Below are 15,473 nucleotides of genomic sequence, written 5' to 3' on the forward strand. Positions count from 1 at the left end.
TCAGGTCGTCGAGACCACCCGCCCGGAGTCAGAATAGCCATAGGGCCCGATGACGACGTTGTAGCGGCCATCGTCGTCCGGATGGCAGCGGGTATAGGACAGCAAGGCAGGTCAAACTTTGCTTATGAAACCTAGATGGACCAATGTCCGGTTCTAGAAAACGGCTGGCTTGCAATAGAATGGCCGGTTGTGGATCCTATCCAGTTGCGGCAGCTAGCGGTCAGTCAGTCGTTCAGCGCCGCCTGAGAGAACGCCAGCCGCAGCGGAGTCTGTCGATTGAATCAGGCGATCCGTAATTCCTCCTTCGGGACAAGGCAGCGATGCGAGGTTAGTTTAATCGTCCAGCCACTCAGCTGTTATCTCGCCGCTATGCCCTTCCAGCGCCAGCGCGGCGCGGAGGGCTTCCAACAGAGGCGGCAGCGCTTGTGTGAAGGCATATGGCGGGTTGACGATGAAAAGACCCGCGCCGTTGTAGAGGCCGGGCTGAACCCTGTCATACAGCCAATGCTCCACGGTCAAGAATTTGGGGATGCCGAGCGTACGTAACTGTTCCTTCCACCGCCAATGCGTCGCGGGGTCTTTCAGCGGATACCAGATCACCGTCACGCCATGCGCCCATTTGCGATAAGCGGCGGCAAGGGTGGCTGTGCTACGGGCGCGTTCGTCGGTCTGCTCGTACGGAGGGTCGACCACCACCACGCCGCGCCCGGTGCGGGTCGGGAGCATCGCCAGCCAAAGCTCATAGGCGTCGCGCTCATGGACGGCAGCGGCTGTGCCGCGCATCGCGCTGCGCAAGGCCCGGGCGTCCTCGGGATGTTTCTCATTGAGGATCAGAACGTCCTCCGGCCGCAGACATTGCGCGAGAATGCGCGGTGATCCGGGGTAGAGCTGCGGCTCGGCCTCGACGTTTACCGCCTGCACGGCGGCGCGGTAGTCGTTGAGCAAAGGGTTCGCGTCGGCAAAGATCCGCAGCACGCCCTGCGTGGCCTCGCCGGTGCGTTGCGACTGATCGCCGTCAAGGTCGTAGAGCCCGCAACCGGAATGGGTGTCGATCAGGGTCAGCGCCCCCTGTTTGCGCTGCAAGGCCCGGACGAGAGCGATCAAGAGGCTATGCTTCACAACATCGGCGCTGTTGCCCGCATGGAAGGAATGACGATAATTCATTGGAGTCGAAAACCCTGCCGATTGGCCTTTGAACGAACTGCGGGGGGAAGCCCCGAACGCGAAACGATGGAAGCAACCAATCCGGCGCTCGTACGGGTCAGGCGGAAAGCGTCAAAGGCCTTCTGTGCGACCTCTAGTCACATGAGCGGCGGCAACGGCGGACGGTGGGGCCTTGATCCGCACCCTCGCCAACCGGCTCAACCTCGCTGGCCACACTGCGTCATCGGTCATGCGTGCCACTGCTGCTCTCGTCCGGACTAGACCGTTCCTCGAACTGGCCCGGCGCGATACCGGCGACAGCCCAGTCGCCGATCGACCAGCGCACCAGCCTTAGGGTTGGCAACCCGACCGCCGCCGTCATTCGGCGCACTTGCCGGTTCCGCCCCTCGCGGATCGTGATTTGTAACCAGCTGTCGGGGATGGCCCTGCGCTGGCGTATCGGCGGATCGCGCGGCCACAGGGCGGGCTCGTCGATGCGGGACACATCGGACGGCAGGGTCATGCCATCCTTGAGCCGGACGCCCTGCCGCAGGCGCTCCAAATCGGGCTCCTGCGGATTGCCCTCGACCTGCACGAGGTAGGTCTTGGGCAGCTTGAAGCGTGGATCGGCAATCCGCGCCTGCAGCCGCCCGTCGTCGCACAACAGCAGGAGGCCCTCGCTGTCCCGATCGAGCCTGCCGGCGGGGTAGACGCCCTTTACCGCAATGAAGTCCGACAAGGTCGACCGAACCGTTGGCGATCCGCGGTCGGTGAATTGCGACAAGACCCCGGAGGGTTTGTTGAACAGGAGCAGCCGAGCCATCCTGGGCTCATATCGGTCGGTTGCGGCTATGTCTCTAGGCTCACACCGCAGCTGGAGAGGCAGCGCCCGCTAGCATCACTCGGAAGCCGACAATCGGCTTTCCTGCTTCAGCTAGGGTCGGCCGTTGAGTGATCGGCCCAAACATCCGTCAATCGACGATGCTAGGGTGCCGGAGTAAGGCGCGGCTTAGCGCGCCGCGATCGCGTCGGTCAGCAAGCGGGCATCGCCAGCGCCTCGGGGGGGAGCCCGCACCTGTGCTTCGGTGCGGTTGGCATGCTAATGCCGACGATATGGCGAACTCCCCAGGCAATGCCGGCACCGTAGATGTCGATGGCATATCGTACGATTGGTACCTTCAGCGCGAACCGCATCTGTCGGATGAGGAAGGCTGGAAGGGAATGACGATTTCCATTCTCCAGCGGGATGCCAAGCGCGAAGCATTGCTGGAATTTCCGCCGCCCAAGCGGCTGTTGAAGGGGTTGCCGCGCGGTCGTCTCCAACTGGATGACGCCACGATCTCGCGGTGCGTGCGCGCCGCTTTGGCGGCTGGTTGGGAGCCGACGTCACGCGGTAGGCCGATCGTGTTCATGGTCGACGCCGATGGCAATTGAGAGACTAGCCGCGAATGCGGTCCGCGTCCGGCATGAACATGATTTCGCCGGAATCGAAATCCGAACGAACGGCAGGAATTGAGGAGCGGTCTCGGATCTCTGAAGGTCCGCTAGTGGTCATTCACCCTTCAAATGTCGGGCTTTGTTTCGGCTTGGTCGAGCGATGGTTCCGCTGGTGTCCGAATATCGCCCACGATCTTTCCTTTCCCGCTGCGCGAGGCGAGACCATAATGCGCTCGCCGACGCCGTAGAGACCGAAGCCGCGCGGGTCGGGCCGCGGGACGATCGTTTCGCGCTCGATCATCTTGGTCGCACGGCGCGAGATCTCGCATGACGTGCACGGCCCTCGTCGGTCAGCGGCGCGAACATGCCCGAATAGCTTGCCGCCTTGAACGACAGCGACGCCAGCGCGTGCGTCGGCGGAACGCTAATTCCTCGAGCACGGCTGAAATACAGGCTTCGAACGAGGGTTGGGAAGGCGTGGCGCCAATGACCCACCGCGATGCGATTCCCGCCGAGTGCCCATAATCGGCCGAAGCACGCCGCCATGAAGATCGTGCCGGGCAACCAGCCGGCAAGCAGTTCGCGCGGGGCGTGGCGCAGCGCCACGTCGCTTGTTTGGTTGCAGTTATGAAAATCGGCGAGCGTCCGGTCTGGATTGAGCTTTCTACCGTCCGTGCAAATTATGATGACAGACCACGACATGAGCGAGTGGCTGCTTTAGAAAAGTAAGAGAACTTTCGCGGATGACCGCTGGTGAATAATTTTTTGTGTTTATAGCATGAACCACAGATGTGGGTACAAGGTGAATCCCGTCCTCATTTTATGTCGTTGCAGCAGTGAAGACGGCGCGCTGTGCCTCGAACGCGCGCTGAAATGCGGGTCTCGCCTCACCTTGCGCTACGTAATCGGAGATCGTCGGTTCTTCTTCCAGCAGCCCCGATCCACCCAGCCGGCGAAGAACGGTAACCATCACGACGTCTGCCGCGCTGAATTCCCGCTCCAGCCAGTCGTGGCTTCCCAGATAGTTCGCGAGATCCCCCAGTCGCGTGCGCACACGGTCGTCGAGCATCTTCAGACGTTCCGCATGCCACGGTCGATCTGCTTCGAACAACAACGCCATGCTCCGTTCGACCACCGGGGGCTCCAGCGTACTCTTCGCGGCGAACATCCATGCGATCACGCGCGCGCGGGCATCGGCATCGCCGGGCAACAGCCCCGGACGCGTGTCCGCGATGTAGAGCACGATCGCCGCCGACTCAAAAAGCGTAAGGGTGCCGTCTTCAAACGTCGGGATTTGCCCGAACGGCTGCAGCCTACGATGCGCCGGCTCCTTCATCGCGGCGAAGGATAGCAGGCGGACATCGTAAGGTTGGCCCACCTCCTCGAGCGCCCATCGGACCGCCATATCTCGCGCCAATCCCCGCCCGCGATCGGGCGATTGCGCGAAGCCGGTGATGGTCGGGTTCATGCAGCACCTCCAAACGGACGACACACGATGCGCGCGAGGTCTCGGTCAAACAAGAGGGCGGCATGCATGAATGTCGAAAGCTGCGCAGCTGCGAGCAAATCTGGGGTCTGCGGATTTGGGTCTTGGCCGCCGTGATCTGGTGCCGTGCGGTTCGATTGCTATCCCTCTCTTGCTCGTCCGGCGGATATTGCTGAAATTAACGGGCAGAAACATCCATATTGCCACGTCTTCGATAGACGTGAATCCTTATCATAGGTGCAACTTTGCTAGACCATATCTTGGCCTGTCTGCTGCTTGTCGTCATTCCTACTCGCGCCCTGTGGCGTAGCCGATTGAGTCGATTGACCTCGAACTCGAAACCGTCCGTTATTTGGCTACCATGGGAATGGTGGGCGCATCCGGTTAACCTCATATATTATGGATCATTGGCGTAGGCTAAATGGTCGGCGGTCGTCCTTCCTACCAGCGTCCCAGCCTAGTGTTGATGCTCTTGCGTCCTCGGAAACAGCCGCCGTCGACAAATTATGAGCGTTTGTATCTGAATGGATGTTCAAACCTGGAACGTGTCAAAAAGGGGCCTGAACGTCTGATTATGGGGCTGCGCCGCCGCGGAACTGCCGGACGGCTTTCGCCCCAACAGCGGTCATTGCGAGCGCCGCGAAGCAATCCAGCCCGGCATCTGGACTGCCACGGCGCTGCGCGCCTCGCGATGACGGGCGGTTCGAGCTGCTTCCGCCCTGACGTTGCGCCGGAATCGGTTGCCCTCTGCGCGTCGCAACCATCCACTGCCCGGCAGTCGCCGATGATGCGGTGCGAGCCTGCCACGCCATCGTGTAGGGCCTGCGCCAGGTAAACGCGCCGTCCGCTGTTTCCATCGATATGGCCGAACTGCCTCTTGATCGCGCCCAGAGTTCACGCGCCGCTTTCGTTGTGAAGCATGCTCGCCATTGCGGGGAAGCCATGGGGGTCATGCTTCCCCCCGAAACCATGCCGCTGCAGAGCCAAATTAAGCGTGTTCTCGCGTATAGGGTTGTCGCGCTTGCCCTGACGGTGAGACACGAAACGTCCGCCAGCGGTCACCGCTGAAATCCCGGTTATGACCGCGACGGCCCGACCCGAGCACCGTACCCAAGGCGGACGCATCATCTTCATTTGGGGGAGCTTTTGGGACCCCCTGAGAAGGGGGCCCTGGTGCCCAGGAAAGGACTCGAACCTTCACGACCTTGCGGTCACTGGCACCTGAAGCCAGCGCGTCTACCAATTCCACCACCTGGGCAGGTCGGGGAGACGCGCCGATAGCGGCGGGTCGCGCGGCTTGTCAATGGCGGTCTTGCGTTGCGTCGCGCGCAGAGGCAGAGCGGCCGACGACGAATTAAAGCTTCTTTGAGGATGGACGCGCGCGATGACGCAATTGGTGACGCTGATCGGCGGCGGCGGATTTCTGGGGCGCTATGTCGCGCAAGCGCTGCTCAAGCGCGGCGCGCGGGTGCGCATCGTGGCGCGCGATCCCAAGCATGCCTTCTTCCTGAAACCCCAGGGTGGGCTCGGCCAAACCCAGTTCATCGCCGGCGACGTCACCAAGCGCGCGAGCATCGACCGCGCCGTCCAGGGCAGCGATGTGGTGATCAATCTGGTCGGGCTGCTCGCCGGGCCCTTGCGGGCGGTGCATGTCGATGGCGCGCGCAACGTCGCCGACGCGGCGCGCGCGGCTGGCGCCGAGACGCTGGTGCAGATTTCGGCGATCGGCGCCGATCCCGAATCGAAGTCGCTCTATGGCCGCACCAAGGCCGAAGGCGAAGCGGCGGCGCGCGCGGCCTTTCCCGGCGCGATCATCGTTCGTCCGTCGATCGTGTTCGGTGCCGAAGACGCCTTCGTCAACCGTTTCGCCCGGATGATCGAGGTCGCCCCCGCCGTGCCGATCCTGCGCGCCGGCACGCGCTTCCAGCCGGTGTTCGCCGCCGACGTCGCCCAGGCGGTCGCGGCCGCTGCGCTCGACGGCAAGACGTTCGCAGGCCGGACCTTCGAGCTTGGCGGCCCCGAGGTGATCGCGATGGGCGACCTGCTCCGCCGCATCGCGCAGATGATCGGTCGCGCGCCGACCTTCCTCGAGCTCCCCGACAGCCTCGGCGGGATGATCGCCAAGGCCGGCTTCCTGCCCGGCGCGCCGATCACGCAGGACCAGTGGCTGATGCTCCAGCGCGACAATATCGTCACGCCGGGTGCCGAGGGTTTCGCCGCCTTCGGGCTGCAGCCGACCCCGCTCGACAGCGTCGCGCCGACCTGGCTGGTGCGCTATCGCCGGTCGGGCCGTTTCGGCGCCGAGCGCAAGGCGTCCTGATCCGATCACGGACCGGCTTGTGCGCCGGTCCTCCTCCTTTCTCGACTCCAGCGAACGAGATCCGTGCCGATGATGATTCTCCAGCCCATCCTGCTCGGCATCGTCGAGGGGGTGACCGAATTCCTGCCGGTCTCCTCGACAGGGCATCTGATTCTCGCCGGCGCGCTGCTCGGCTATGACCCCGACCAATGGGCGACGTTCAACATCGTCATCCAGCTCGGCGCGATCCTGGCGATCGTCGTGCTCTATTGGCGGACCTTTTGGGCGGTGCTCACGGGACTGGTCCATCGCACGCCGGGCGCGTGGCGCTTCGTGCGCAACCTGCTGATCGCGTTCGTCCCCGCCGCGGTGATCGGTCTGGCGCTGCACAAGAAGATCGAACTATTGCTGACCAAACCCAAGCTGGTCTGCGTCGCCCTGATCGTCGGCGGCATCGCGATCCTGATTGTCGAGCGGCTTGCCAAGCGTCAGCATATCGTCGGCGTCGCGGATATTCCGGTTCCGACGACGATCGGCATCGGCTTCATCCAGTGCCTCGCGATGATTCCGGGCGTCAGCCGCTCGGGCGCGACGATCCTGGGAGCATTGTCGCTCGGCGTCGAACGACGCACCGCGGCGGAGTTCAGCTTCTTCCTTGCGATCCCGACGATGCTGGGAGCCACGGTGGTGGAACTAGCGAAGAAGGCGCCGCCTGCGGCCGTCGGAGTCGCGCATGTCGGCGGGGCCGAGATTGCCATCGGTTTCGTCACCGCCTTCCTTGTGGCGCTGGTTGTCGTGCGGGCGTTCGTCGCGGTCGTCTCGCGGCGCGGCTTCGGCCCCTTTGCCTGGTACCGGATCATCGCCGGGACGGCGGCTTTGATCTGGCTCACCACACAATAGGTCCGAACCGGTATTATCAGGTTGCGCTTATGGTAGCGTCGCAAACACCCGGAGACTATTACGAGCAAAGTGGGACAGCTATCCTGTCCTAAGTCTCGATTCTGTCGTGACTAACCCCGCGGACTATGCTTTTCGTGCCCTCGATGGAGGGTTCGAATGGCTGATAATCCGATGCTCAAGTTCGTGGGGACAGGCCAAGCCTATCCCGACAAGCGCGCGCCCGACATTCGTGCCGAGGATTTCGCCGAGATCACGCGCGCCTATATCGATGCGAAGGCGCAGGAACAGGCGGGGCGCTGCTCGCAATGCGGCGTGCCCTATTGCTCGACCCATTGTCCGCTGCACAACCATATCCCCGACTGGCTGCGGCTGACCGCCGAAGGCCGCTTGCGCGAGGCCTATGAGCTGTCGTCGGCGACCTCGACGATGCCCGAGATCTGCGGCCGCATCTGCCCGCAGGATCGGCTGTGCGAGGGCAATTGCGTCATCGAGTTTTCTGGCCACGGCGCGGTCACCATCGGCGCGATCGAGAAGTTCATCACCGACACCGCATGGAAGGAAGGCTGGGTCGAACCGATCGTGCCGGTGCGCGACCGACAGGGCCAGTCGATCGGCATCGTCGGCGCGGGCCCGGCAGGCCTCACCACCGCCGAATATATGCGCGGCCACGGCTATAAGGTGCATGTCTACGACCGCCACGATCGCGCCGGCGGGCTGCTGGTCTACGGCATCCCCGGCTTCAAGCTCGAGAAGGAGGTGGTCACGCGCCGCTTCGAGCGGCTGCGCGAGGCGGGCATCCATTTCCATCTTGGTTTCGAGGTCGGCCGCGACGCGACGATGGCGCAGCTGCGCGAGCGGCACGACGCGCTGCTGATCGCGACCGGCGTCTACCGCGCGCGCGAGATCAAGGCGCCGGGGGTCGGATCGCCGGGTGTGATCAAGGCACTCGACTTCCTGATCGCGTCGAACCGCAAGGGCTTCGGCGACAGCGTGCCCGAGTGGGACAGTGGTGCCCTCAACGCCGAGGGCAAGCATGTCGTCGTCGTCGGCGGCGGCGACACCGCAATGGACTGCGTGCGCACCGCGGTGCGCCAGGGCGCCAAGTCGGTGAAGTGCCTGTACCGCCGCGACCGCGCCAACATGCCCGGCTCGCAGCGCGAGGTCGCCAATGCCGAGGAAGAGGGCGTCGAATTCGTCTGGCTCTCCGCACCCGACGCGTTCGAGGCGGGCGAGCAGGTCAGCGGCGTGCGCGCCTCGCGGATGCGGCTGGGTGCGCCTGACGCCTCCGGCCGCCGCGCGCCCGAGCTCGATCCAGGCAGCGAGTTCCGGCTCGATGCCGATCTGGTCATCCAGGCGCTGGGCTTCGATCCCGAGGACCTGCCGCAGATGTTCGGCGCGCCCGAGCTTTCGGTGACGCGCTGGGGCACGCTACGCGTCGACCACAAGACGATGCAGACCTCGATGCCCGGCGTGTTCGCCGCGGGCGACATCGTACGGGGCGCGAGCCTCGTCGTCTGGGCGGTGCGCGACGGCCGCGACGTCAGCGCGCGGATGCACGCCTGGCTCAAGGAAAAGGCCAAGTCGGCCAAGCTGGAGGCGGTGGCAGCATGAGCGACGACATCTTCCGGGATCCGAACGAACCGATGACCCATTTCCCCACCCCCGAACATGCCCGCCTCGCCGAGCACGGCATGTATCGCCCCGAATTCGAGGGCGATGCCTGCGGCGTCGGCCTGATCGCCGCAACCGACGGCCAGCCCTCGCGCCGTGTCGTCTCGGCGGCCATCGATGCGCTCAAGGCAGTGTGGCACCGCGGCGCGGTCGATGCCGATGGCAAGACCGGCGACGGCGCCGGCCTCCATGTCGAGCTGCCCGTGCGCTTCTTCGACGACGCGATCGAGAATGGCGGGCACAAGCCCGGTCAGGGCCGGCTCGGCGTCGGCATGATCTTCCTGCCGCGCACCGATCTGGGCGCGCAGGAGAGCTGCCGCACGATCGTCGAGAGCGAGATCATCGATTTCGGCTACACCATCTATGGCTGGCGCCAGGTGCCCGTCGACGTCTCAGTGATCGGCGACAAGGCGATGCTCACCCGCCCCGAGATCGAGCAGATCATGATCCAGGGCCCGCTGCCCGGAGCGGTCGACGCCGCCGAGTTCGAGAAGAACCTGTATCTGATCCGCCGCAGGATCGAGCGCAAGGTGATCGAGGCGCAGATCCAGGGCTTCTACATCTGCTCGCTGTCGTGCCGCTCGATCATCTACAAGGGGTTGTTCCTCGCCGAGGGATTGTCCGCCTTCTATCCCGATCTGCTCGACGAGCGGTTCGTCAGCCGCTTCGCGATCTTCCACCAGCGCTATTCGACCAACACTTTTCCGCAATGGTGGCTGGCGCAGCCGTTCCGCACGCTCGCGCACAATGGCGAGATCAACACGGTGCGCGGCAACAAGAATTGGATGAAGAGCCACGAGATCAAGATGGCCGCGATCGCCTTCGGCGAGCATAGCGAAGACATCAAGCCGCTGATCCCGGCGGGCGCCTCCGACACCGCCGCGCTCGATGCGGTATTCGAGGCGATCTGCCGCGCCGGCCGCGACGCGCCGACCGCCAAGCTGATGCTCGTTCCCGAGGCTTGGCAGAACGCCGTCGACCTGCCGCAGGCGCATCGTGACATGTACGCCTATTACGCTTCGGTGATGGAGCCGTGGGACGGCCCCGCCGCGCTCGCGATGACCGACGGGCGCTGGGTCGTCGCCGGCGTCGACCGCAACGCGCTGCGTCCGCTCCGCACGACGCTGACCGCCGACAACCTGCTGATCGTGGGCTCCGAGACCGGCATGGTCGTCGTCCCCGAAAGCACGATCATCGCCAAGGGCCGGATCGGGCCGGGGCAGATGATCGCGGTCGATCTCGACCAGGGCAAGCTGTTCACCGACTCCGAACTCAAGGACCGGCTCGCCGCCGAGCATCCGTTCGGCGAATATGTGAAGGAATTCCAGCAGCTCGCCGACCTCCCCGTGCCCGAGGACGCGGCCGACGCAAGCTACGCGCGGCCCGAGTTGATCCGCCGCCAGGTCGCGGCCGGTATGACGATGGAAGACATGGAGCTGATCCTGGCGCCCTGCGTCGACGAGGCCAAGGAGGCGATCGGATCGATGGGCGACGACACGCCGCTCGCCGTGATCTCGGACAAGCCGCGGCTGATCAGCCAGTTTTTCCGGCAGAACTTCTCGCAGGTCACCAACCCGCCGATCGACAGCTTGCGCGAGACGCGGGTGATGAGCCTGTCGACGCGGTTCGGCAATCTCGCCAACATCCTCGACACCGGGCCGGTGCAGTCGAACGTGCTGGTGCTGCCCTCGCCGGTGCTGACCTCGCGCGACTGGGCGACGCTGAAAAGCCATTTCGGCGCAAGCGCGGCGGAGATCGACTGCACCTTCGATCCCGAAGGCGGGCCCGATGGCCTGCGCGTCGCGATCGCCGAAATCCGGCGCCAGGCGGAGCAGGCGGTGCGCGAGGGGCGCTCCGAACTCTTCCTCACCGACGAACATGCCGACGCGGACCGCTGCGGCATCGCGATGATCCTGGCCGCCGCCGCGGTGCACACGCATCTCGTGCGGCGGGGGCTGCGCTCCTACGCGTCGATCAACGTGCGCTCGGCCGAATGCCTCGATACGCATTATTTCGCGGTGCTGGTCGGGGTCGGTGCGACCACGGTCAACGCCTACCTCGCCGAGGCCGCGATCGCCGACCGGCAAGCCCGCGGGCTGTTCGGCGAGCGCAGCCTCGACGACTGCCTCGCGCGCTACCGCAAGGCGATGGACGACGGGCTGCTCAAGATCATGGGGAAGATGGGGATCGCGGTGATCTCCTCCTATCGCGGCGGCTATAATTTCGAGGCGGTCGGGCTCTCGCGCTCGCTGTGCAACGATCTCTTCCCCGGCATGCCCGCCAAGATCTCGGGCGAGGGCTATGCCTCGCTCCAGCTCTCGGCGCTGCTGCGCCACGAGAAGGCGTGGGATGCGGCGGTCGCGACGCTGCCGATCGGCGGCTTCTACCGCCAGCGCGCGGGCGGCGAGACGCACGCCTACTCCGCGCAGCTGATGCACCTGCTGCAGTCGTCGGTGTCGACCGACAGCTATTCGGTCTATCTGCAATTCTCGCGCGGGGTGCGCGACCTGCCGCCGGTCTATCTGCGCGACCTGCTCGAGTTCAACTGGGCGCGCGAGGCGATCCCGATCGACGAGGTCGAGGCGATCACCGAGATCCGCAAGCGCTTCGTGACGCCGGGCATGTCGCTCGGCGCGCTCTCCCCCGAGGCGCACGAGACGCTGGCGATCGCGATGAACCGGATCGGCGCGAAAGCCGTGTCGGGCGAAGGCGGCGAGGACAGCAGCCGCTACAAGCCCTATGACAATGGCGACAACGCCAACTCAGTCATCAAGCAGATCGCGAGCGGCCGCTTCGGCGTCACCGCCGAATATCTGGGCTCGGCCGAGGAGCTCGAGATCAAGGTGGCGCAGGGCGCCAAGCCTGGGGAGGGCGGGCAATTGCCCGGCTTCAAGGTCACCGAGTTTATCGCCAAGCTGCGCCACTCGACGCCCGGCGTGACCTTGATCTCGCCGCCGCCGCATCACGACATCTATTCGATCGAGGATCTGGCGCAGCTCATCTACGACCTCAAGCAGATCAACCCGCGCGCCCGCGTGTGCGTCAAGCTGGTGTCGTCGGCGGGTATCGGCACGGTCGCGGCGGGGGTCGCCAAGGCGCATGCCGACGTGATCCTCGTCGCCGGCCATGTCGGGGGCACCGGCGCGAGCCCACAGACCTCGGTCAAATATGCCGGCACGCCGTGGGAAATGGGGCTTACCGAGACCAACCAGGTGCTGACGCTCAACGGCTTGCGCCACCGCGTCAAGCTGCGCACCGACGGCGGCCTCAAGACCGGGCGCGACATCGTCATCGCCGCGATCCTGGGGGCGGAAGAGTTCGGCATCGGCACGCTGTCGCTGGTCGCGATGGGCTGCATCATGGTGCGCCAGTGCCACTCGAACACCTGTCCCGTGGGCGTCTGCACGCAGGATGAGGCGTTGCGCCAGAAATTCGTCGGGACGCCCGAGAAGGTGATCAACCTGATGACCTTCATCGCCGAGGAAGTGCGCGAGATTTTGGCCCGCCTCGGCGTGCGCTCGCTCGACGAGATCATCGGCCGCACCGAGCTGCTCCGCCAGGTCAGCCGCGGTGCCGAGCATCTCGACGATCTCGACCTCAACCCGATTCTCGCCAAGGTCGATGCCGCCGATCACGAACGCCGCTTCGCGATCGCGACCTTCCGCAACGACGTGCCCGACAGCCTCGACGCGCAGATGATCAAGGATGCGCGCGCGGTGTTCGAGCGCGGTGAGAAGATGCAGCTGACCTATTCGGTGCGCAACACGCACCGCGCGGTCGGCACGCGCTTCTCGTCCGAGATCACCAGCCGCTTCGGCATGAGCCATCTCGCGGACGGCCACGTCCATGTCCGTCTGCGCGGCTCGGCGGGGCAGTCGCTCGGCGCCTTCCTGTGCAAGGGGGTGACGCTGGAGGTGTTCGGCGACGCCAACGACTATGTCGGCAAGGGGCTGTCGGGCGGGATCATCGCGGTGCGCCCGACCGTTTCCTCGCCGCTCGACAGCCGCAAGAATGCGATCGTCGGCAACACCGTGCTCTACGGCGCGACCGCGGGATCGCTGTTCGCGGCAGGCCAGGCGGGCGAGCGCTTCGCGGTGCGCAATTCGGGCGCCAAGGTCGTGGTCGAGGGCTGCGGCGCGAACGGCTGCGAATATATGACCAACGGTGTCGCGGTGATCCTCGGCCATGTCGGCGAGAATTTTGGGGCCGGCATGACCGGCGGCATGGCGTTCGTGCTCGACGAGGACGGCGCGTTCGAGCGCCACGCCAACCCCGACTCCATCCTGTGGCAGCGCTTCGCCTCGGTGCATTGGGAGGGGGTCTGCAAGGACATGGTCGAAGAGCATGCGCGGCGCACCGACAGCAAATGGGCGCACACCGTGCTCGCCGACTGGGCACACTGGCGCAAGCGCATCTGGCAGGTCTGCCCGAAGGAGATGGTAACGCGGCTTTCGCATCCGCTCAGCGACGAGGTCGCGGCAGTGGCAGCGGAGTAGCGTTGCCCTGTGACCCGTCATTCCCGCGCAGGCGGGAATCCATACGCGCAGCGCTCGATCAATGGGCGCTGCGCTATGGATCCCGGATCAAGTCCGGGATGACGACGAAGGGGAAGCTTTGCGGCCGGAATCTGCACCCTTATCGAGAACGGCGAGCGACACCGCGGCCCGTGCCTCGATCGCGGTTTCCAGCGCATCGAGCAGGCCGATCGCCGTGAACGGCTTTTCGCACACCGGATGGTCGCCATAGGCGGACGGAATCTCGTTGCGGCTGCCGGTCGCGAACACGAACGGGACGCCGAGCTTGCGGAACTGGTCGGCGATCATCAGCGACATGCCGTCGAGCCGCAGGTCGAGCACGGCGGCATCGAACAGCAGCGTCCGGTTATCGATCGCGTCCTGCGCTTCCTCGGTGGTGCAGACCGGCCCTAGCGGGACGCCGCCCGCTTCCTCGATGATCGCCGAGATATGCTCGCCAATCATGGCATTGTCCTCGACGATCAGGACCCGTCGCGCGTGCATGTAGCTCATGGGCCCATCTCCCGATTGCCGTTGCCACCGGTCTGCGATCATCGGGATTAACGGTTGGTCACTGTTGCCGCGCGCCTGCGACCAATGTCTAGCGGCCGGCCGGTGACCGGCAGCAGGGCGATGATCGGCCACGCGGATTGACGCGCGCGCGCGATGTCCCCAATCCGGTCGAAACGGCAACGGGGGCGACGGGCGTGGATGCGGTGACCGACGGTAGACAGATCAAGCGCATCCTGCTGGCGAGCCTGGTCGGCACCTCGGTCGAATTCTACGATTTTTACATCTACGCGACCGCGACCAGCCTGGTGTTCGGGCCGCTGTTCTTCCCGGGCAGCTCGCCCTCGGCGCAATTGCTGTCCTCCTATGCGAGCTTCGGCCTCGCCTTCCTCGCCCGGCCGCTGGGCGGCGCGCTGTTCGGCCATTTCGGTGACCGCATCGGGCGCAAGTCGACGCTGGTCGCCTCGCTGCTGCTGATGGGCTTTTCGACCGCCGCGATCGCACTGCTGCCGACCTACGCGACCGCGGGCTGGATCGCGCCCGCGCTGCTCTGCCTGCTGCGCTTCGGCCAGGGTATCGGGCTCGGCGGCGAGTGGAGCGGGGCGGCGCTGCTCGCGGTGGAAAATGCGCCGCCGGGCTGGCGTGGGCGCTTCGGCATGGCGCCGCAAATCGGCGCGCCGGTCGGTTTCCTGGCTGCGAACGGCTTCTTCCTCGCGCTCGGCGCCTGGCTGACTCCCGACCAGTTTCGCGACTGGGGCTGGCGCATCCCTTTCCTGGCGAGCGCGCTGCTCGTCGGGCTCGGCCTGTGGGTGCGGCTCAAGCTGACCGAGACCGCCGCCTTCGCCGCCGCGCTTGAGGAGTCGCCGCCGCCGCGCGTGCCGATCGCCGACGTGCTGCGCGGGCATCTGCGCGTCACCGTCGCGGGGACGCTGGGCGTCGTCGCCTGCTTCGCGCTCTATTACATCGCGACCGCGTTCGCGCTCGGCTACGGCACGACCACGCTCGGCTATGCACGCCAGGCCTTTCTCAAGGCGCAGCTCGGCGCGATCCTGTTCATGGCGGTGGGGATCGTCGCGGCGGGCTGGCTGTCGGACATCTTCAGTCCGCGCCGCGTGCTGGCGGTCGGTTGCCTCGCTACGATCCTCGTCGGCGCGCTGCTGTCGCCGCTGCTGGGCGGCGGCCAGATGACGGGCGTGTTCGCCTTCCTCTCGCTCGGGCTGCTCGCGATGGGCTTCGTCTACGGCCCGCTCGGCGCCTGGCTGCCGGGGCTGTTTCCGCCCCAGGTGCGCTATACGGGGACCTCGCTCGCCTTCAACATCGGCGGGATCATCGGCGGCGGCCTCACCCCGGCACTTGCCAAGATGATCGCCGACAGGGGGGGGCTCGCGCCGGTCGGCGGCTATCTGGCGGGCGCGGCGGTCCTCAGCATCGCAGGATTGCTGTTCGCGGGGCGCGGACGCAACGACGACACACCGGTCGCGATTCTCGAACCCTGAGCGTGCGGCATCTGGCT

The 15,473-nt window shown here is 65.6% G+C and carries 11 protein-coding genes and 1 tRNA gene; 6 read left to right on the plus strand and 6 right to left on the minus strand.

The window, feature by feature from the left end; translation table 11 throughout:
- Positions 1–333: 333 nt before the first annotated feature.
- A complete protein-coding gene (rlmJ, locus tag Q0326_RS07695) occupies positions 334–1,164 on the minus strand; it encodes a 23S rRNA (adenine(2030)-N(6))-methyltransferase RlmJ (protein WP_298688821.1) in 831 nt (276 codons plus the stop codon).
- A 220-nt stretch (positions 1,165–1,384) separates the two neighbouring features.
- A complete protein-coding gene (locus Q0326_RS07700; protein ID WP_298688823.1) occupies positions 1,385–1,966 on the minus strand; it encodes a pseudouridine synthase in 582 nt (193 codons plus the stop codon).
- A gap of 290 nt (positions 1,967–2,256) precedes the next feature.
- On the opposite strand from Q0326_RS07700, the gene Q0326_RS07705 reads away from it, so the two are divergent.
- Positions 2,257–2,577 (plus strand): hypothetical protein, encoded by a 321-nt coding sequence (locus Q0326_RS07705; protein ID WP_298688825.1) that lies wholly within the window; start codon positions 2,257–2,259, stop codon positions 2,575–2,577.
- A 300-nt stretch (positions 2,578–2,877) separates the two neighbouring features.
- On the opposite strand, the gene Q0326_RS07710 is transcribed toward Q0326_RS07705, so the two are convergent.
- The 3 genes from Q0326_RS07710 to Q0326_RS07720 all read right to left on the minus strand — a co-directional run bounded on the left by Q0326_RS07710 (position 2,878) and on the right by Q0326_RS07720 (position 5,324).
- Entirely contained in the window at positions 2,878–3,282 is a 405-nt protein-coding gene (locus tag Q0326_RS07710; RefSeq protein ID WP_298688826.1) for a hypothetical protein, read from the minus strand.
- Positions 3,283–3,400: 118 nt separating this feature from the next.
- The gene (locus Q0326_RS07715; RefSeq protein ID WP_298688828.1) at positions 3,401–4,048 is read right to left on the minus strand and encodes a glutathione S-transferase family protein; all 648 of its coding nucleotides are present in this window, start codon (positions 4,046–4,048) and stop codon (positions 3,401–3,403) included.
- A 1,189-nt stretch (positions 4,049–5,237) separates the two neighbouring features.
- A tRNA-Leu gene (locus Q0326_RS07720) sits at positions 5,238–5,324 on the minus strand.
- 126 nt (positions 5,325–5,450) lie between these two features.
- Here Q0326_RS07720 and Q0326_RS07725 point away from each other — a divergent pair.
- From Q0326_RS07725 to gltB, 4 genes are all read left to right on the plus strand, one after another.
- Positions 5,451–6,386, plus strand: coding sequence for a complex I NDUFA9 subunit family protein (locus Q0326_RS07725; protein ID WP_298688829.1), 936 nt, complete (start codon positions 5,451–5,453; stop codon positions 6,384–6,386).
- A gap of 69 nt (positions 6,387–6,455) precedes the next feature.
- Positions 6,456–7,265 carry an undecaprenyl-diphosphate phosphatase gene (locus Q0326_RS07730; protein WP_298688831.1) on the plus strand — a complete coding sequence of 270 codons (810 nt, stop codon included), beginning with the start codon at positions 6,456–6,458 and terminating at the stop codon, positions 7,263–7,265.
- 156 nt (positions 7,266–7,421) lie between these two features.
- Positions 7,422–8,876, plus strand: coding sequence for an NAD(P)-dependent oxidoreductase (locus Q0326_RS07735; protein WP_298688833.1), 1,455 nt, complete (start codon positions 7,422–7,424; stop codon positions 8,874–8,876).
- Between the two features lie 32 nt (positions 8,877–8,908).
- Positions 8,909–13,432 carry a glutamate synthase large subunit gene (gltB, locus tag Q0326_RS07740; protein ID WP_298688921.1) on the plus strand — a complete coding sequence of 1,508 codons (4,524 nt, stop codon included), beginning with the start codon at positions 8,909–8,911 and terminating at the stop codon, positions 13,430–13,432.
- An 87-nt stretch (positions 13,433–13,519) separates the two neighbouring features.
- On the opposite strand, the gene Q0326_RS07745 is transcribed toward gltB, so the two are convergent.
- Positions 13,520–14,095, minus strand: a complete 576-nt coding sequence (locus tag Q0326_RS07745; RefSeq protein WP_298688835.1) for a hypothetical protein — start codon at positions 14,093–14,095, stop codon at positions 13,520–13,522.
- Between the two features lie 71 nt (positions 14,096–14,166).
- Here Q0326_RS07745 and Q0326_RS07750 point away from each other — a divergent pair, with 71 nt between their 5' ends.
- A complete protein-coding gene (locus Q0326_RS07750) occupies positions 14,167–15,456 on the plus strand; it encodes an MFS transporter (protein ID WP_298688837.1) in 1,290 nt (429 codons plus the stop codon).
- Positions 15,457–15,473 lie beyond the last annotated feature (17 nt).

The sequence above is a fragment of the uncultured Sphingomonas sp. genome, from assembly GCF_937859915.1.
GTDB lineage: Bacteria > Pseudomonadota > Alphaproteobacteria > Sphingomonadales > Sphingomonadaceae > Solisphingomonas.

Bases quoted from the DNA above. Each gene is read 5' to 3' on its own strand.
- Q0326_RS07715 (WP_298688828.1), bottom strand. From the start codon at position 4,048: ATGAACCCGACCATCACCGGCTTCGCGCAATCGCCCGATCGCGGGCGG.
- Q0326_RS07705 (WP_298688825.1), top strand. From the start codon at position 2,257: ATGGCGAACTCCCCAGGCAATGCCGGCACCGTAGATGTCGATGGCATA.
- Q0326_RS07735 (WP_298688833.1), top strand. From the start codon at position 7,422: ATGGCTGATAATCCGATGCTCAAGTTCGTGGGGACAGGCCAAGCCTAT.
- Q0326_RS07710 (WP_298688826.1), bottom strand. From the start codon at position 3,282: ATGTCGTGGTCTGTCATCATAATTTGCACGGACGGTAGAAAGCTCAAT.
- Q0326_RS07730 (WP_298688831.1), top strand. From the start codon at position 6,456: ATGATGATTCTCCAGCCCATCCTGCTCGGCATCGTCGAGGGGGTGACC.
- Q0326_RS07700 (WP_298688823.1), bottom strand. From the start codon at position 1,966: ATGGCTCGGCTGCTCCTGTTCAACAAACCCTCCGGGGTCTTGTCGCAA.
- gltB (WP_298688921.1), top strand. From the start codon at position 8,909: ATGACCCATTTCCCCACCCCCGAACATGCCCGCCTCGCCGAGCACGGC.
- Q0326_RS07725 (WP_298688829.1), top strand. From the start codon at position 5,451: ATGACGCAATTGGTGACGCTGATCGGCGGCGGCGGATTTCTGGGGCGC.
- rlmJ (WP_298688821.1), bottom strand. From the start codon at position 1,164: ATGAATTATCGTCATTCCTTCCATGCGGGCAACAGCGCCGATGTTGTG.